The following is a 17,342-nucleotide window of genomic DNA, read 5'->3' on the forward strand; positions in this document are numbered from 1 at the left end:
AAATAAATATAAGGTGATTAATCGCCACATTTCTTCTTTTTTACTTTATAATGAAGAACATAAGAGGTTCATTTGTAATCTCTTACTCTTTCTAATGTCTTGCTCACACATATGCCAGGCGTTTAGTTTCAAAGGAAGGTGTGTGGAGATTAAAGTGTTTAATGCAGCCCTCACTCAATTGCTGCCTATCTGTAAGATGGTAAGTATCGTTTTGTTGTGTATCTCCACTACCCTTCTTCTCTCGGCTTGTGAGCCTTCCAATGACCTTAGTAAACCCGTAGCTGATACGGAAAAAGAAAAATCCCAACACAATCAGGAATCTTCATTGAGCACATTAGAAATCCCGGCTTCAGAAAAGGGAAAAATCGAAGCTATTTATGGTTGGCTCGATTCCAACACCATTTTGTTTTCCGAAAAGAAAGATGGTATGGATTCACCACAGCTGATGGAATGGAATTTGAAAACGAATACTTCAGCTGTTTTTTATCAGCCTTCTTCGGATTTTAGTGAAGTGTCAATCAGTCCAACAGGGGCACATGTGTTGATTTCTTCCTTCACATCAGCAGGTAAAACGGCGATTACAATCTTGGACCGAACGGGTAACCCACAATATTCTCTCGTGTTACCTGCCTACGAATTATCTTTTGAGTGGAATTCGTTCCAAGAGGATATGTTGTTTCTAACCAGTTTTTATGAAGATTGGACATACAGCAGTTATGTGATAAACCCAGAAGAGCAAACGATTCATTCCCTTGATTTTCCACAGCCTTTCGCTCAATGGGATAGTGGAAATGGGTTGATGTTTCTTGATTGGGATAGGGAAGAACCCGCTTTGACGGCTCCTTTAGAAAGAAAAGCGTTGAATGATGGGACAGTGGAAAACTTAATGCTGGATGTCATTCATTTTAAAAAAGTGAAACACGCGCTTATGACTATTCAAGTGGAGACAGAAAAACAAGATCGAGGTACATACGCATTTTATGATGAGACAAACAAACCGATCCATTCTTTTTCCGTACCACTATTGAAAAGCTTTTCAGATTGGGTTATACCAGCCTACGACATGATTGAAAAGAATAAGGAACTTTTAACGTTCGTTCCTGTAGAATCAAAAGACGCTGACCAATATGAAAGTAAGTTTACTTTAACTAAATTGAATTGGGAAACGGGTACACAAGAAGAATTGATGAAGGACATGGAAAATGAACCATTGAGCTGTTCGCTTGATGGCAGTCTATGCTTATATGGGAATCAATTTGAAAAAATCATTGATATGAAAACCCATCAAATAAAAAAATTATTCTAAGAAATATAATGACTAAATCAAAAGCTCGCCACATGGCGAGCTTTTTCTTTTAATGTGCAACTGGAAAACCGCTGTTGATGATAGTCATGACAGTAAACCAGCCAAATACGGCGGCACTGCCTGCTGCGAAAATGAATCCCAAGAAGTTTCTTTTTTTAATTGTGGTGACTACCGCTGCTAAACCAAGTATCGCCACAAGTCCGAAAATGACCATTAATACCATATCAAAACCCCCTTTTCCCTAATTGAAAACCCAATCCCTAATAATATACCCAGAGATTTAAGCAACTACCAAAAATATGTAGAAAAGATTGCATTTGTTAATATTTTAATATTTTTTCAATTATTTGTCGAGGGCTAAAAGATGACACTTCCATGTCAGGGGTAAACTGTATCAACAAAAGAGCCAATTTGGTGTAAGATAAGGGTAATGAAAATACATGGGAGTTGTTGAAGATGAAATGGACTCAAATACCTCTAGGACCGTTGCAAACGAATTGTTATATCGTTTCCGACGGACAGAAGTGCTTAATTATTGACCCGGGCGAGGAGCCGCAGAAAATAATTCAGTACATACAAACCAAAAAGTTTAAACCGCTAGCCATTTTATTAACCCACGCACATTTTGATCATATCGGTGCACTGGATGCCATCCGCGATCATTATGAAATTCCTGCGTATATCCATGAAAGGGAGGCCAAATGGCTGCTTGACCCTGCCCTGAATGGTTCACAGAACTGGTTCCCCGATAATCCGATGCGCATGAAGCCGGCAGACCATATCCTTGCCAACGAACAGGAGCTTACTATTGGCGGATTCACTTTTGAAGTGCTTGAAACACCGGGGCACTCGCCGGGCAGCGTCTCCTATTATGCAAAGGAAGAGCGGCTTCTCTTTTCCGGGGACGTCTTGTTTCAGGGAAGTGTAGGAAGAACGGACTTGATAGGTGGCAGTGAATCAGTGCTTTTAAAAAGTATTGATACGAAATTATTGCCCCTTTCTGATGATACAATTGTCTTTCCAGGGCACGGTCCCATTACGACCATTTTAGATGAAAAGAATACGAATCCCTTTCTGAAATAAGAGATGCTACAGGTGCCGGATCAGGTACCTGTTTTTCTTTGAATTATAATTGATTGAATATTTTGACTCGTGTAATTATACTGAAGGTACTCGAAAAAAGGAGGTGGGAATTTGGAAAAGTTCCTGTATGAACTGATAGGAAATAGTCCACATAAAAAAATATCCTATCAGGACTATATGGAAGCTGTTCTTTATTCACCTACTTTAGGCTATTATATGCGTGAAAAAGAGAAGATTGGTATGAACGGTGACTTTTATACATCTGGTAATGTTGGCGATGCATTTGGTAGGACTCTTGCTAGGTGGTTTGTCTTCTTAATGAAGGAAAGGGGGTTGCCGCCTTGTGTCGTTGAAATGGGGGCTGGAAATGGAAAGCTGGCCCATGACATTCTTAAGTATATAAGAGAAGAAGAACCAATGATGTGGGAAGATTTTACATATATCCTAGTGGATAGCAGTCCTTATCATAGGAAACTGCAACAAATGCGGATACCTCCATGCGAACAGGTCGTTTTTGCCACTGATCTCGAAGACTTCCCAATAGTGAAGGGAATCTTGTTTTCTAATGAACTTTTTGATGCATTGCCGGTCCATGTTATCGAAAAGAAAAATGGAGAGCTTGTAGAAATATTCATCACGGTGAAAGAAGATAAATTAGTGGAAATAAAGGAATCCCTTGAAAATCAGGAAATCCACTCCTACCTGGAGGAGCATAATATTGCATTGAAAGAAAATCAGCGTTATGAGGTCCCTTTAAAGATGGTAGAGGAATTTGAGAGAATCGTTAATCGCCTCCATGCGGGTATCCTCCTTACCTTTGATTATGGCTATACGGAACTGGAATGGGGCGAACCAGCTCATCAGCAAGGTAGCTTAAGAGGTTTTTATCAACATAACATGGTCAATGACATACTCCAACGACCAGGGGAAGCGGATCTGACTACGCATATCCATTTTGATACCCTAATCAAACATGGGACTAACCGGGGTCTATCCTTGAGAGATTTCCTGGTGCAACGGGACTTTTTACTGAAAGGGGGAATTCTTGAAGGGCTGAGGGATCACGAAGGAACAAACCCATTCTCCGAACATGCTAAGCGTAACCGTGCGATACGAAGCTTAATCATGCCTGGAGGCCAAAGTGAATACTTTAGGGTTTTAGTACAAACAAAGAATATAGACGAAAAGGTGAAATTGTTTCGTGAATGAGACATGATAAAACCCATGGACCAAGAGTCCATGGGTTATGTATTTTGCTCTTAATGTGCAGCGCCTGGGGTCATCATAAATACGCTCCAGTAGGAAAATCCTGCAAAGAAAACGGTAAGATAGGCACCGAAAACGTAAATATACATGCGTTCAGACAACTTCAGGTAACTCAATAGTACAAAAAATCCGGTTTGTGCGAAGAAAAGTAAAGATGTTTGGTACATATCGCCAAGATAAAAGAAAATTGCCATAACCCCTGTCCAAAATCCACAAACTCTAAACATGCGTTCCATCTGAATACCTCCCTGTGTCTAGTCGTGTTCATACTAAATAATTATAAATGAAATTGTAAGGTAATGTAAAGGATGCCTTTTGTTTCTAGGCGAGGATGGATGCCTTATAAGAACATGTTACGCAATTTTCCATCATATTATCCAATTCCACGATGTGGACATTGGTAAACAACGACTCAAACATTCCTTTTAAGAAGGAGTTGTGCATGGTGCAGATAGTGCTAGGGTCAATTTTGGCAACTTCTTTAAAGGGACAGTTATAAATTCTGAAGTGAATTTTATTTTCCGCCTCATCTGCCTGTATTTCAGGAGAGAACCCTGCAATTGATGCTGCATTTTTAAGCATGTTGACTTTTTCATCAAAGGTCAAGTCATCGATGGAGGTTGATTTAAGTTTGATTTGTTGGTGGATCAACTCTTCTCCAAATGTTTTTCCAGTTTCATAGAGCGCCTGTATGCCTGCTTCGCCGAGTGTCATCATAGTCTGGATGGCAATTTTTGAAAGTAACTGATAATCCCTGAAAGGAAAATGAAGTTGAATGACTTTATCCGATAAGTGGTAAATCCTGCTCGGACGGCCACCTTTTCCAGTTTTCCGTGCCTCTGATGTAAGCATATCAACATCTTCAAGTTTTGATAAATGAAGACGGGCAACATTTGGATGGATTTCAAAGGAGTCTGCAATTTGCTGGACGGAGACTCCTTGATGATTATTCACGATATATTGATAGATATAATATCGGGTTGGATCGGCTAATACGTTGGTAATTCTTAACGTTTGTTCCATTGTGCCCTCCTAAAATTCCAAGTTTAACTAATTATATTATAATACAGGCAAAAAAAATTGGAATGAAAGAAAGAACAAATTTCCCTTATTTAAGAAAAAGTTCACATTTCAATTGGATTTATAGTGCAAATATATATACAAACATTATACAAATATTGTACAATTCCATTATGGAAATCAAAAACAATAATTTGTGAACGGAGAGTGATGAAGGATGAATCGATTAACTTTCTATTCTTATCCAAGTTGTACTTCTTGCCGTAAAACAAAGAAGTGGTTGAAAGCCAACCATGTTAGCTTTGATGAGCGTCATTTATTCAAAGATACACCGAATGAAGAAGAATTGAAGAGAATCCTTGAATTAACAACCGAAGGAATGGATGAGGTATTGGCAACAAGAAGCGAAGCGTACAAAAAATTAAACGTGAACATTGATGAGATGATGCTTTCCGATGTACTCCATCTATTGACGAATGAGCCTAAATTATTGAGACGTCCGATTCTCATAGACGGTGAAAAGTTAGTGATTGGTCATAATGAAGATGCTTTACGAAATTTGGTTTCCCATAACTCAGAATTGAAAATGAGCATATAAGTCTATTCTCGAATTTTTTTTCGAGAATTTTTTTTATTTAGAAGGAATTTGTCTTATAACGTCGAAATTCTACTACAAGAAAATCTGGAGGTGATGAATGATTGATATCAACTGAAAAAACAGCAGAAAAAATCCTTACCAGTGCCATTAGGCTCTCGGCATCGGACATCCACGTTTTACCACGCAAGGAAGGCCCACTTATTCAATTTAGAATCGACAACAAGCTCGTACCACAAGAAACCCTATCCTTTTTTGAAACCGAGAGGCTTATTTCCCATCTTAAATTTCTTGCCGCAATGGATATTGGCGAGAAAAGAAGGCCCCAAAGCGGAGCCATTACCGTCAATCTCGCCAATAAAGTGGTTGGACTTCGCCTTTCCACCCTACCCACAGCTCACTCCGAGAGTTTGGTTATCCGTTTAATTCCTCAACAGAATATCCTACCTCTAGAACAGTTATCCTTATTTCCCAATACCGCTCAAAAACTGATAGCGCTTTTGAAACATTCCCATGGGATGATCATTTTCACGGGTCCTACTGGAAGTGGGAAAACGACAACATTATACTCCTTGCTTCATCATGCACAAGAAATGATCAACCGAAATGTCATCACGCTTGAGGATCCTATAGAAAATGAATCTGATAAAGTGTTACAGGTCCAAATTAATGAAAAGGCCGGCATTACGTATTCAGTCGGTTTAAAAGCGGTACTTAGACATGATCCCGATATTATCATGGTCGGGGAAATTAGGGATTCCGAAACGGCAAAGATTGCAGTACGGGCCGCATTGACCGGGCATCTAATCCTTACTACTATGCATACAAGGGATGCTCAAGGAGCCATTTCTAGGCTTCTAGAGTTCGGTGTAAGCTGGCTGGAGATTGAACAGAGTTTGATTGGTGTGACGGCGCAAAGACTGGTGGAATTGAAATGCCCGCATTGTGAGGGCGAGTGTGCACCCGATTGTTCCATGACCTACCGAAATAAAAGGGCCAGCGTATATGAGTTGCTGACTGGAAAAAGTCTAGCGGAAGTCTTGAAGGTGACGAAAGAGGAAAAAGGAAAGGGGAAAGCCACCTATCGTCAGCTGAAAGACGAAATTGGGAAAGCGGTAGCGATGGGCTATGTGAATCTCGATGAATTTGAACGGTTGGTTTACGAAGAAACCAAAAAGTAAATGGACGTTGAAAGAACAAGCTGTCTTTATAACGAAGCTGGGCGAATTATTAGCTCATGGTTATCCTTTAGCCGAGGCGATCCACTTCCTGGAATTTCAGGAATCCAGGAAAAAGGCCGGGGATTTCAATCAGGCCATTCAGGATTTAAGGAGTGGGCACCCTTTGCATCAAGTGTTGACGAATCTTACGTTTCATCCAGAGCTTGTAAGTTTTATATTTTATGGCGAACAATATGGCGACCTTGATCGAGCATTGAAGGAAGGTGGGGACTACTGGAAGAAACGGACGGAAGATACAGAAAAAGTGAAAAAACTCATGATCTATCCGATTTTCCTGTTCTTTTTTGTGAGCATTGTATTTTATGTACTGCAAAGTGTCCTTCTCCCCAAGTTTCAGACGATTTTTCAGACGATGAATGTTAAACAGAATATGATCCTGAATGTGTTGGCTGCATCCTCAGTCATCCTCCCGCTGATCCCCTTCATCCTACTTGGAATGCTCCTTATCTTCTATTTATTCAAACAATTCTGGTTCGACAAACTATGTCCATTAAGACAACGGCGATTATTGATGAAGATTCCGTTGGCAGGACCCTTCATCAAGTTGTATGAAACGTATTTTTTTGCAAGTCAGTTCAGCGGTCTCCTCGCTGGTGGACTTTCTATTAATGAGAGCATTAAATTATTCTCCGTAAACCAGCAGCAACCATTTTATCAAAAGCTTTGCTCCATCATTAAAGATGATTTAATGGAGGGCAGGTCGCTAGAAACCATCTTTCAAGAGCAACCCTACTTTGATAAGAACTTGTCGATTATCGCAGCGAATGGACAAAAGTATGGCAGGCTTGATTCTGAGTTACTCCATTACAGCCGTTTTTTATTGGAAAAGATTGAAGAGAGGATGAACACCATCATGAAAGTCATACAACCTCTTCTTTTTTCTATAATCGGGCTAGTGATTATTTCTATTTATATGGCTGTCTTATTGCCGATGTTTTCTCTACTAGATGGAATATAAGGTACAAGAAAAAATGGGAGGTGAATCTGCTCAGAAAATATTGAGTGCATTCTTGTTATTTTCGTAATTAGCAGATTAATATGAAGAAATATTTAAACGAAAAAGGCTTTACGTTAATTGAAATGCTTATTGTATTGCTCGTCATCTCGATTCTGCTGATTATCACCATACCGAACATCACGAAGCATCAATCGACCATCCATTCTAAGGGGTGTGAGGCTTTTGTGAAAATGGTTCAGGCCCAAGTCCAAGCTTATGAGATAGACAATTCCAAGTTGCCTTCCGGTATTAATGATTTGGAAACTCAAGGATACCTTAAACAGAAATCCTGTCCGAATGGGGACAGCATCAGCATTGACAATAAAGGAAAGGTTACAGTCGTTGAGTAGAAAATTCGGGGAGGATAGCCCTTCCTCCGGAGGATTCACCATGTCCGAGACCCTGATTGTCCTTGTGGTATTTATTCTATTAAGCACTCTAGGCCTTAACCTATATCCAAGTTTTTCAAAGGGAATGCAAAATAAGATGTTCCTTAATCAATTGAATGAAGATATTTTTTATGCACAACAGTATGCAATAAGTCACGAAAGCTTGATTTATTTCTATGTGGATAACGATATTTACACGATTTACTCTTATAAGGAAGAAGTGATACTAGAGAGAAAGATACCGCCGGACGTACAGTTCATGAATGGGACATTAGGGGCTTCTTTTTATTTCAATCAATATGGAAATGCTTCAAAAGCCGGTACGATGACCATTGATACTTCAAAGGGGAAATACAAGCTGGTGGTCAATATCGGTAAAGGGAGGTTCAGGATTGAGAAACAGTAAAGGATACGTCTACTTAGAAATGATAGCCTCTTTTTCCATTTGTGTATTCCTAGTGATTTCCATGCTTCCTATTCTTGAAGATTCGATGTCCAATCGTAAGAACGTAGTTTTAAGGGCGGATGCCCATCATTTGCTGTATGAAAGATTGTTGGCATATATGGATGGGGAAATACAGGCTATCCACGAAGAAATTACGTACCAGGAAAAATCGTATGAATTGACCTGGAATGTCCAAAAGGAGTTTCCGGATATGGTTGAAGGATGTGTCCGATATGAAAATGCAAAGGGGAAGTATGAATCGATTTGTGATGTTGCGAAAAAGTGAAGGGTTTACCATGATTGAAATGCTCTTTTCCTTAATGATCCTGCTGACCCTTTCCCTTTTTATCCTCCAGTTTTTCTCAATCATTCAATCCCAGATAGGAACAAAAAATAGAATACATCCTAAAGAGTGGGAGCTCTTTACGTTGCAAATGCAACAGGAAGTCAGAAGCTCCAAAAGCCAGGATGTTGTGGGGAATAAATTATATTTACTTTCAGGAGAGGATTTGTCTTTAATCGAGCAATATAATGACAAGCTTAGAAGACGGGTTAACGGGGAGGGCCATGAGGTCATACTCCAGAACATTTCGAATGTGAAGGTTGAAAAGGATGGCAACGTCATCGTACTTAATATAACGGATAAAGCAGGTCAGACCTTTATACGAAGGTTCCATCCCTTCATTAAAAGTGAGTTGGTGGCTGATGAATAATCAAAAAGGAGTCATATTCCCAATGGTTATGATTATAGCTAGTGTTTTTATCATGTTCACGATACTGATGATTGATCAATTCGTTATTGATAAAAAATTTTATAAAGAAGTAGAAGAGACCTTACTTTCCGATCACTTAGTGCATCTGGCCGTTAATGAAGTGACAGCCGAATGGGAGGATGAGGTACCCAAAAGCATTCAGGGGGAAATCGCCTATCCTAATGGTGATGTTCACTATAAGGTAACGAAGCAGGATGTGCGATATGCCTATATCGAATTTTCTTCTATCACCAAAAATAAGCGAACAGGCCGAATCATCATTCTATATGATAAAAAACTAGGTAGAGTGATAGAATGGATAGAAAAACTGAAGGACTAACATGTCGATTTATGGTGAACGAATATGGAATACGAATATGGGGCATACTTGGTCATGGGTGATAATGTATGTCTACGAACGCTTATATCAAATATATTACACAGCAAATCGTACAGTATTTCAATTTAACCAAGAGAGAAAGAAAAGAAAAGCGCCGTCATCGGAAAGAGGATAAGGAGCCTAGAGTTTCTCACTGGTTTGGGATTGTCCCTTTCGCCGTGTCCATGTTCATTAAAAAAGTCAAAAAAAGAAAGCAGATGTCTTGAATTCATAGACATCTGCTTTTCTTAATGATTGGCTAAAGAGACCATTATGCTAATGATTGGTCGGATAAATAGAATAGCCCGCCATTGATGATGGTAATTTGGATATTTGGCTCATATTGGGCTTGCAATGCCTGTTTCTCAGTAAAATAGCTTTCGCTTTTATCTTCCATATCCTTATAAAAATGTTCCAATAGATTCAAGTCTGTCTGCCACCGTTCCATCGCTTCTTCCGCCCAGGTATGATCATCATTCTCGAAGCTTTTACGAATATATGTATCCAGTCTGGATAGCCCGCTTTTAGGCATGATCAAGGGGGAAAGTGTAAAAGAATAATCCGGTATTTTGGGAGTGACCTTGACCGACAGGAGACGCTCATGAAATCCTTCTATGAATTCACCGGAAATTAAATTAAGTCCTATGGACATGAAGATATCTTTTTTTCTGTCACACTGATAAGAGATTTTTACATTTTGGGTGAGCCAAGGAAAAAGTGGACTTTGGCCCGTCTTTAAGGGAGGCCTATCCTCAAAAAGCCTGATGAAACCTGCCAGCCTCTTGGTCGACTGGATAATTTGGTGGAGCCGTGGCGAACCAAAATGAATGATTTCCCCTTTCAAGTCAGGCGGTGCCAGTTCGGGTTGGGTGATGAACGTAAGCATGCCAGGACTCGGTATCCCACCGGTTTTTTCGAGATAGTGCCAATAAAAAGGTCTGTTCATAAGTTCCTTATCCATTTCGATCGTTAACTGAACAGTGAGATATGAAGAGGTATTTTCCAACACCTCACATGCGTTGGATTGAAAGTAGGTTATTAAAAAATCATGAATTTCCTGTTGCTGCATGGATTTCACCATCCTTCATAGCTTGTGCGAACTGAATCATGGATGACAAATTATCCATTTTAATTTTCATTTCTCCTTCTGATTTGGACTCTCCGACAACATCAATTAAATATTCCTCGATATTGTTAATATCCAACTTCGTTAAAATATCATCCAGTTCTCCAATTACCTTTTCAAATAAGTGGATTTTTTCATATAACAATTTCAAAATATGTTCTTCGACTGTATTTTTAGTGGCAAAGTTATAAATCATGACGTCTTCTTCTTGACCAAGTCGATGAATCCGTCCAATCCTTTGTTCCAACCTCATTGGATTCCAAGGCAAATCAAAATTGATCAAGTGATGGCAAAACTGTAGGTTGATTCCTTCTCCTCCGGCTTCGGTGGCAATCAATACCTGGATTTTCTTCTGGAATAGTTCCTTCATCCAATCTTTTTTACCACGCTTAAACCCTCCGCGGAATGGAACGGATGAAATGCCATGCTGTTGCAGGTACCATTGTAGATAAAGCTGTGTAGCGCGATATTCGGTGAAAATAATGACCTTGTCATCAATTTTCTTAATAAGTTCCAAAGCCTTCTCTGCCTTTGAATTTTGTTCGGTGAGGTTTACTTTCTCAAACAGATCATCTAATCTTGCTTCAAAGTCAGCCGATGGTTCTTTGTATTTTTCCTTCATATTCTTCAATGTATAGTAGACTGCTTCTCGGCTGCTGCATGCTTCCCTTTGAAGGGTGAGTGAAGAAAAAGCACTTCCTTTTGTTCCGTCTGATATTGGTTTAAACTTCGTTACGGCATCATACAAGGCTTGTTCAGTTGGTGAAAATTCAATGATGATTGTCTCTACACGCCGTTTCGTCCATTCAATTCCAGTATCGGCACGTCGGTTTCTTATCATGACCGTATTGACAAGCTCCTTTAAGTGCTCATCTTCTAGAATGTTCCGGCCTTTCCCTTTGTATTTTTCGGAAAAGAGTGCGGCATTTCCTAGGTGTCCAGGCTTTAATAATGAAACGAGATTAAAGATTTCCTCGATTTTATTCTGAATGGGTGTAGCAGTCAGCAATAAACAGAATTTCTTTTTAAGATTTTGGACAAATTCATAATTTTTCGTTTTATTATTTTTAAGTTTATGAGCTTCATCAATAATGATAAAGTCATATTCTTGATTGAAAATGATATCCCGATGGGGGGCTCGCTTAGCCGTATCGATGGAGGATATGACGATATCGCATGATTCCCATACATAACTCTTCCTTTGAACGACTGCAGGAATATGAAACTTCGTATTCAGTTCGAAAGCCCATTGGGTGACAAGTGATGCGGGTACAAGGATCAAAACCTTTTTAACCAGTCCCCGAATCATATATTCTTTTAAAATCAATCCTGCTTCGATAGTCTTACCAAGACCGACCTCATCAGCCAATATGGCTTTGCCATTCATCTGTTCAACCACCTGACGTGCTGCCTCTAATTGATGGGGAAGGGGAGTCAGTTGTTGAAGGTGCTTTGGCGCTTGTAAGCCTTCAAAATCAGGAATAATTAGGTTCTCTTCCATTTGGATGGCCAGTTTATAAAGATCCCAATTTCCCCATGGACCGTCGTTTTCCATCTTTTGCAGAAATTCATCATTCCATTCAGAACTGAAGGATATATTGATTTTCATTGATTCTTGCTCCTTCTTAAAACATAATTTTCTTAGTTTCTTTAAACCATGAACCTTTTTATAGGGTAATAAAATCTTTCTCCACAAAAGTTATTGCAGAGTAAAGTATCTTAGGGTAGGATGTAAATATATTTAGAAAATTGCAATAGTACTGAAGTTAGAAGGAAAATATTCTTCTTGGATAATAATTTTAGTTATTATAGTATTAGCATTTGGATAGTGCTTTATCCAAAGATCAACAATGAGCAGATTGGTACCCATTTCACGCAAATGGATGACCATCAGGTGGAGAATTTTCAGTCTTTTCCATCAATATGCGGGTGAGGATAAGGGGAGAGACTACCATCTACATATGTAGCGCCGAAGGAGCAAACTTAGCAGTGAATCTCTCAGGCAAATGAACTCTTATCGGACGCGACTCTGGAGAGCGCCAATTATTTAATGACGGCCACCAAAGGGGAAAACCTATAATAATAGGTAAACTTTCAGGTTTCAGGACAGAGAAAAAGCCATTTTGGCTTTCTCTGTCCTTTTTTGTGTCTTTTTTTAAGGAATATCAGCTGAAAGAGAACAAGCAAAAAAATTGAAGGAGGTCATTTTTTGAGCAATTTAAAAAGAACGCCATTATTCGAGGTTTACAGTGAGCACGGTGGAAAAACGATCGATTTTGGTGGGTGGGAACTGCCTGTGCAGTTTACCGGCATAAAAGATGAACACGAAGCTGTGCGTACAAGAGGTGGCTTATTTGATGTGTCGCATATGGGAGAGATTGAGGTAAAAGGTTTCGGGAGCCTTTCTTTTTTACAAAAGATGCTGACGAATGACGTAGCCAAGCTGAAACAGGGCGGAGCGCTATACACAGCCATGTGTTATGAAAATGGGGGGACCGTGGACGATCTTATCGTTTACCAAAAAGCGGAAGAGGATTATCTGCTTGTGGTCAATGCAGCCAACATCGAGAAAGACTTCAATTGGCTTCAGGTGAATGGTATGGAAGGTGTCAGCATCAATAATGTTTCAAACGATTATGCGCAACTTGCTCTGCAGGGTCCTCGAGCGGAGAAAGTATTGCAGAAGATTACCGACCAAACTGATTTAAGCACAATTGGCTTTTTTAAATTTAAAGAAGACGTCCACATTCATAATATATCCACGATGGTTTCACGTACAGGGTATACGGGGGAAGATGGTTTCGAGATATATTGCCGAAGTGAGGATGGTCCAGCCCTTTGGAGAGAAATTTTGGAAGCTGGTAAAGATGATGGGATACAACCGATTGGACTGGGGGCCCGTGATACCCTTCGGTTCGAAGCAAAACTACCGCTTTATGGTCAAGAGCTTTCGCCGGATATCACCCCAATCGAAGCGGGGATTGGTTTTGCGGTTAAACCGGATAAGGCGTCAGACTTTTTTGGGAAAGCCGTGCTTGCCGAACAAAAGGAAAAAGGGGCACCACGTAAGCTTGTTGGCATCGAAATGATTGACAGAGGCATACCTCGGCATGGCTATAAAGTATATAACGGGGAGAAACTCATTGGCGAAGTGACGACAGGGACTCAGTCACCAACATTGAATAAAAATGTAGGATTGGTCCTTATCGATAAAAATCACTCAAGTCTATCCACGGAAGTAGAAGTGGAAATCCGTTCTAAGAGACTGAAAGCCATTGTTATCCAAACACCTTTTTATAAAAATACACGAAAATAGAAGGGAATGGTCCATAAGATGAAACATCGTTACTTACCGATGACAGAGCAGGATAAAAAAGAAATGTTGGAAGTTATAGGGGTCACAACCGTCGATGATCTCTTCAGCGATATACCAGAAAATGTCCGATTTCAAGGTGAATATGACATAAAACCAGCAAAATCAGAGCCAGCTTTAATGAAGGAACTATCGAAACTGGCTTCCAAAAATGCGGATTTGAAAAACTATGCATCTTTCCTTGGGGCTGGCGTGTATGATCATTATTCGCCTGTCATCGTCGATCACGTCCTATCCCGTTCGGAGTTTTATACAGCCTACACTCCCTATCAACCGGAAATTTCTCAAGGAGAGCTTCAGGCCATCTTTGAATATCAAACGATGATATGTGAATTGACGGGTATGGAGGTGGCGAATTCCTCGATGTATGACGGTGGAACAGCCTTAGCCGAAGCGGCCATGCTTGCCGCCGGACAAACGCGCCGGAAAAAGATTCTATTATCATCTACTGTCCATCCTGAATCAAGGGAAGTGGTGAAAACCTACGCAAAGGGTCAACGGGTGGAGGTCATCGAGATTCCTCATAAAGACGGAGTCACAGATATTGCTGCTTTAAAAGACCTGGCTTCAGATGATATTGCAGGTGTCATCGTACAGTACCCCAACTTCTTTGGACGCATCGAACCGTTGAAGGAAATGGAAGCAATCATACATAACGAGAAATCGATGTTTATCGTATCGAGTAATCCGCTTGCACTTGGTGCATTGACTCCGCCGGGAAAACTCGGTGCCGATATCGTGACAGGTGATGCTCAGCCATTCGGCATTCCTGCCGCATTCGGCGGACCTCATTGCGGATATTTCGCGGTCACGAAAAAACTGCTACGGAAAGTCCCGGGCCGTTTAGTCGGTCAGACAGTGGATGAGGATGGAAAACGGGGCTTCGTATTGACGCTCCAAGCACGTGAGCAACATATACGCCGTGACAAAGCTACATCCAATATTTGTTCCAATCAGGCATTGAACGCATTGGCAGCCTCTGTAGCCATGACTGCTCTAGGGAAAAAAGGCGTCAGAGAAATGGCCGTCCAGAATATTCAAAAAGCCCATTACGCAAAAAAGACGCTCCAAGCACAAGGAATTGAAGTGGTCTTTGAAGGACCTTCGTTTAATGAATTTGTCATTAAGTTGCCTCTTCCCTACAAAGATATCAATAAGAGGCTCTTTGAAAAAGAAATGATTGGTGGTTTTGACCTGGGCTCCGTTTATCCCGAGTTGAAAAATCATATGCTAGTGGCTGTAACGGAATTAAGAACAAAAGAAGAAATCGATGCATTTGCGCAGGAACTGGGGGATCAACTATGAATAATCAAGATCAATCACTCATTTTTGAAATCAGTACAGCCGGTCGAATCGGGTATAGCCTTCCTGAAATGGATGTAGCGGATACTCCACTAGAAGAAATCCTGCCTGTGGAATATATACGTACGGTGGAAGCCGAGCTTCCGGAAGTTTCCGAGCTTGATATCATGCGTCATTATACGGCTTTATCCAAACGGAACCATGGAGTGGACTCTGGGTTTTATCCACTCGGCTCCTGTACGATGAAATATAATCCGAAAATTAATGAAAATGTCGCCAGGTACAATGGTTTTACCCATATTCATCCATACCAGGACCCAGAAACCGTCCAAGGTGCCCTAGAGTTGTTATTTGACCTTCAGGAACATTTGACGGAAATTACAGGAATGGATCAAGTGACCTTGCAGCCTGCTGCCGGGGCGCATGGTGAATGGACTGGGCTCATGATGATCAGGGCTTTCCATGAAGCGAATGGAGATGTAAACCGTACGAAAGTCATCGTCCCCGATTCGGCCCATGGAACGAACCCGGCTTCGGCAACAGTTGCCGGACTAGAGACGATTACGGTAAAATCCAATGAATTCGGGCTCGTGGACCTTGAAGACTTGAAGCGAGTGGTAGGACCAGATACAGCAGCATTAATGCTTACGAATCCAAATACATTAGGCTTATTCGAAGAGGACATCCTGGAGATGGCACAGCTTGTCCATGACGCCGGTGGAAAGCTTTATTATGACGGGGCTAACCTGAATGCTGTTCTTTCCAAAGTGCGTCCAGGAGATATGGGTTTTGACGTTGTTCATTTAAATCTCCATAAAACATTCACTGGACCCCATGGCGGAGGAGGACCTGGTTCAGGTCCGGTTGGGGTGAAGTCGGATTTAATTCCCTATTTGCCTAAACCGATCGTGACAAAAGAGGGCGATCAGTTTGTCCTTGATTATGACCGTCCACAATCCATTGGAAGGGTCAAACCCTATTATGGGAACTTCGGCATCAATGTAAGGGCTTATACGTACATAAGGTCAATGGGACCGGATGGACTTAAGGCCGTTACGGAGAATGCCGTCATCAATGCAAATTATATGATGCGACGTTTGGAACCATTTTTCGATTTGCCATATAATCGCCATTGTAAGCATGAATTTGTATTGAGTGGTCGGAGGCAAAAGCAGTTGGGAGTCCGTACATTAGATATTGCGAAAAGACTACTTGATTTTGGGTATCATCCACCTACCATATATTTTCCGTTAAATGTAGAAGAAGGAATGATGATCGAACCGACGGAAACGGAGTCAAAAGAAACACTGGACGCTTTCATAGATGCAATGATACAAATAGCCAAGGAAGCCGAAGAAACCCCTGAAATCGTTCAGGAGGCACCCCATACCACGGTTATTAAACGCCTGGATGAAACATTGGCCGCTAGAAAACCAATTCTTCGTTATCAAGCATGATGCTGAAAAAACCCCTGCCAGATGGCGGGGGTTTTTTAGTTGGTGAAATTCATATGTATCTCGGGAAATAACATGCTTGGCCTGTTAAGCATGAGTTCCCTATTGAACAGTATGATATGTTTCAAAAACGGATAAGATGTAAGGTTTGGGCAATTGGCCTTATTTCTTCGCCTTGATCTTCCCTGTCCACATTTTGAAACCGCCTTTTAAGTGAAAAAGTTCCCTGTAGCCTTTTTTATATAGCATGGCTGCCGCTCTTCCGCTAATGATTTCACTTTGAGCATACAAGTATACAGGCTTGTCCTGCCTAATCTCCACTAAGCGGGTCTTCATTTGTGTCATAGGGATATTTCTTGCCCCTAAGATATGTCCATTATCAAAATCATTAGGTTCCCGTACGTCAATTAATTGAACTTTTCTGTAATTAGCGATAAATTCTTCCTGTGTTAAGGTTTTAACGATTTTACGTTGACGGAACCAATTAAATAGTGAATATGCAACGATGGCTACTATGATGATAATCAGTGTATATAAGATATCCAACCATAAAAACTCCCTTCTACCTAAACGAATACAGACAATGTCTATTATATAATTGGTTTCTCCAATAA

At 40.6% G+C, this 17,342-nt stretch carries 21 protein-coding genes and 2 riboswitches; of the genes, 15 read left to right on the plus strand and 6 right to left on the minus strand.

The genetic code is table 11. From position 1 onward, the window contains the following. Positions 1-142: 142 nt before the first annotated feature. The gene (locus ACIQXR_RS00965; protein WP_402869497.1) at positions 143-1,306 is read left to right on the plus strand and encodes a YqgU-like beta propeller domain-containing protein; all 1,164 of its coding nucleotides are present in this window, start codon (positions 143-145) and stop codon (positions 1,304-1,306) included. A 49-nt stretch (positions 1,307-1,355) separates the two neighbouring features. Here ACIQXR_RS00965 and ACIQXR_RS00970 read toward each other — a convergent pair whose 3' ends face one another. Next, a complete protein-coding gene (locus ACIQXR_RS00970; RefSeq protein ID WP_402869495.1) occupies positions 1,356-1,529 on the minus strand; it encodes a DUF2759 domain-containing protein in 174 nt (57 codons plus the stop codon). A 233-nt stretch (positions 1,530-1,762) separates the two neighbouring features. Between ACIQXR_RS00970 and ACIQXR_RS00975 the strand changes: the two genes are divergently transcribed. Both ACIQXR_RS00975 and ACIQXR_RS00980 read left to right on the plus strand, forming a co-directional pair. Next, complete coding sequence (locus tag ACIQXR_RS00975) at positions 1,763-2,389, plus strand: MBL fold metallo-hydrolase (protein ID WP_402869493.1); 627 nt, start codon at positions 1,763-1,765, stop codon at positions 2,387-2,389. Positions 2,390-2,500: 111 nt separating this feature from the next. Continuing rightward, positions 2,501-3,598 (plus strand): class I SAM-dependent methyltransferase, encoded by a 1,098-nt coding sequence (locus ACIQXR_RS00980; protein ID WP_402869491.1) that lies wholly within the window; start codon positions 2,501-2,503, stop codon positions 3,596-3,598. A gap of 50 nt (positions 3,599-3,648) precedes the next feature. Here the strand turns inward: ACIQXR_RS00980 and ACIQXR_RS00985 are convergent, their stop codons facing one another. Then, positions 3,649-3,891, minus strand: coding sequence for a DUF2626 domain-containing protein (locus ACIQXR_RS00985; RefSeq protein WP_402869489.1), 243 nt, complete (start codon positions 3,889-3,891; stop codon positions 3,649-3,651). 85 nt (positions 3,892-3,976) lie between these two features. Beyond that, the gene (locus ACIQXR_RS00990) at positions 3,977-4,678 is read right to left on the minus strand and encodes a helix-turn-helix transcriptional regulator (protein ID WP_402956539.1); all 702 of its coding nucleotides are present in this window, start codon (positions 4,676-4,678) and stop codon (positions 3,977-3,979) included. A 214-nt stretch (positions 4,679-4,892) separates the two neighbouring features. Here ACIQXR_RS00990 and ACIQXR_RS00995 point away from each other — a divergent pair, with 214 nt between their 5' ends. The 9 genes from ACIQXR_RS00995 (at position 4,893) to ACIQXR_RS01035 (ending at position 9,700) form a co-directional block, all read left to right on the plus strand. After that, complete coding sequence (locus tag ACIQXR_RS00995; protein ID WP_402869485.1) at positions 4,893-5,273, plus strand: Spx/MgsR family RNA polymerase-binding regulatory protein; 381 nt, start codon at positions 4,893-4,895, stop codon at positions 5,271-5,273. Between the two features lie 101 nt (positions 5,274-5,374). Beyond that, a complete protein-coding gene (gene comGA / locus ACIQXR_RS01000; protein ID WP_403079302.1) occupies positions 5,375-6,451 on the plus strand; it encodes a competence type IV pilus ATPase ComGA in 1,077 nt (358 codons plus the stop codon). Then, positions 6,411-7,469, plus strand: coding sequence for a competence type IV pilus assembly protein ComGB (comGB, locus tag ACIQXR_RS01005; protein ID WP_403079304.1), 1,059 nt, complete (start codon positions 6,411-6,413; stop codon positions 7,467-7,469). The genes comGA and comGB overlap by 41 nt, the downstream gene beginning before the upstream one ends. 80 nt (positions 7,470-7,549) lie before the next feature. Beyond that, the gene (gene comGC / locus ACIQXR_RS01010; protein WP_402869479.1) at positions 7,550-7,858 is read left to right on the plus strand and encodes a competence type IV pilus major pilin ComGC; all 309 of its coding nucleotides are present in this window, start codon (positions 7,550-7,552) and stop codon (positions 7,856-7,858) included. A gap of 40 nt (positions 7,859-7,898) precedes the next feature. Further along, positions 7,899-8,303 (plus strand): competence type IV pilus minor pilin ComGD, encoded by a 405-nt coding sequence (gene comGD / locus ACIQXR_RS01015; protein WP_402869477.1) that lies wholly within the window; start codon positions 7,899-7,901, stop codon positions 8,301-8,303. Next, positions 8,290-8,628 (plus strand): hypothetical protein, encoded by a 339-nt coding sequence (locus ACIQXR_RS01020; protein WP_402869475.1) that lies wholly within the window; start codon positions 8,290-8,292, stop codon positions 8,626-8,628. The genes comGD and ACIQXR_RS01020 overlap by 14 nt, the downstream gene beginning before the upstream one ends. Then, a complete protein-coding gene (gene comGF, locus ACIQXR_RS01025; protein ID WP_403079306.1) occupies positions 8,576-9,055 on the plus strand; it encodes a competence type IV pilus minor pilin ComGF in 480 nt (159 codons plus the stop codon). The genes ACIQXR_RS01020 and comGF overlap by 53 nt, the downstream gene beginning before the upstream one ends. 22 nt (positions 9,056-9,077) lie before the next feature. Further along, positions 9,078-9,434 (plus strand): competence type IV pilus minor pilin ComGG, encoded by a 357-nt coding sequence (gene comGG / locus ACIQXR_RS01030; RefSeq protein ID WP_403079307.1) that lies wholly within the window; start codon positions 9,078-9,080, stop codon positions 9,432-9,434. Positions 9,435-9,502: 68 nt separating this feature from the next. After that, a complete protein-coding gene (locus tag ACIQXR_RS01035; protein ID WP_402869469.1) occupies positions 9,503-9,700 on the plus strand; it encodes a YqzE family protein in 198 nt (65 codons plus the stop codon). A gap of 44 nt (positions 9,701-9,744) precedes the next feature. Here the strand turns inward: ACIQXR_RS01035 and ACIQXR_RS01040 are convergent, their stop codons facing one another. Together ACIQXR_RS01040 and ACIQXR_RS01045 are read right to left on the minus strand one after the other, a co-directional pair. Next, the gene (locus ACIQXR_RS01040) at positions 9,745-10,542 is read right to left on the minus strand and encodes a YqhG family protein (protein WP_403079308.1); all 798 of its coding nucleotides are present in this window, start codon (positions 10,540-10,542) and stop codon (positions 9,745-9,747) included. Beyond that, positions 10,520-12,208 carry a DEAD/DEAH box helicase gene (locus ACIQXR_RS01045; protein WP_403079309.1) on the minus strand — a complete coding sequence of 563 codons (1,689 nt, stop codon included), beginning with the start codon at positions 12,206-12,208 and terminating at the stop codon, positions 10,520-10,522. The genes ACIQXR_RS01040 and ACIQXR_RS01045 overlap by 23 nt, the downstream gene beginning before the upstream one ends. A gap of 320 nt (positions 12,209-12,528) precedes the next feature. Beyond that, positions 12,529-12,623: riboswitch (glycine riboswitch) on the plus strand. Positions 12,624-12,626: 3 nt separating this feature from the next. Further along, a riboswitch (glycine riboswitch) is annotated at positions 12,627-12,711 on the plus strand. A gap of 97 nt (positions 12,712-12,808) precedes the next feature. Between ACIQXR_RS01045 and gcvT the strand changes: the two genes are divergently transcribed. From gcvT to gcvPB, 3 genes are read left to right on the plus strand one after another with little or no spacing between them, the layout of a single operon-like run. After that, the gene (gene gcvT, locus ACIQXR_RS01050) at positions 12,809-13,915 is read left to right on the plus strand and encodes a glycine cleavage system aminomethyltransferase GcvT (RefSeq protein WP_403079310.1); all 1,107 of its coding nucleotides are present in this window, start codon (positions 12,809-12,811) and stop codon (positions 13,913-13,915) included. 18 nt (positions 13,916-13,933) lie between these two features. Beyond that, entirely contained in the window at positions 13,934-15,277 is a 1,344-nt protein-coding gene (gcvPA, locus tag ACIQXR_RS01055) for an aminomethyl-transferring glycine dehydrogenase subunit GcvPA (RefSeq protein ID WP_403079312.1), read from the plus strand. After that, positions 15,274-16,731 carry an aminomethyl-transferring glycine dehydrogenase subunit GcvPB gene (gene gcvPB, locus ACIQXR_RS01060; RefSeq protein WP_403079314.1) on the plus strand — a complete coding sequence of 486 codons (1,458 nt, stop codon included), beginning with the start codon at positions 15,274-15,276 and terminating at the stop codon, positions 16,729-16,731. The genes gcvPA and gcvPB overlap by 4 nt, the downstream gene beginning before the upstream one ends. 159 nt (positions 16,732-16,890) lie before the next feature. Here gcvPB and ACIQXR_RS01065 read toward each other — a convergent pair whose 3' ends face one another. Further along, positions 16,891-17,274, minus strand: a complete 384-nt coding sequence (locus ACIQXR_RS01065; protein ID WP_402869458.1) for a rhodanese-like domain-containing protein — start codon at positions 17,272-17,274, stop codon at positions 16,891-16,893. Positions 17,275-17,342 lie beyond the last annotated feature (68 nt).

It is taken from the genome of Peribacillus sp. NPDC097224, from assembly GCF_044761985.1.
Lineage (GTDB): Bacteria > Bacillota > Bacilli > Bacillales > DSM-1321 > Peribacillus.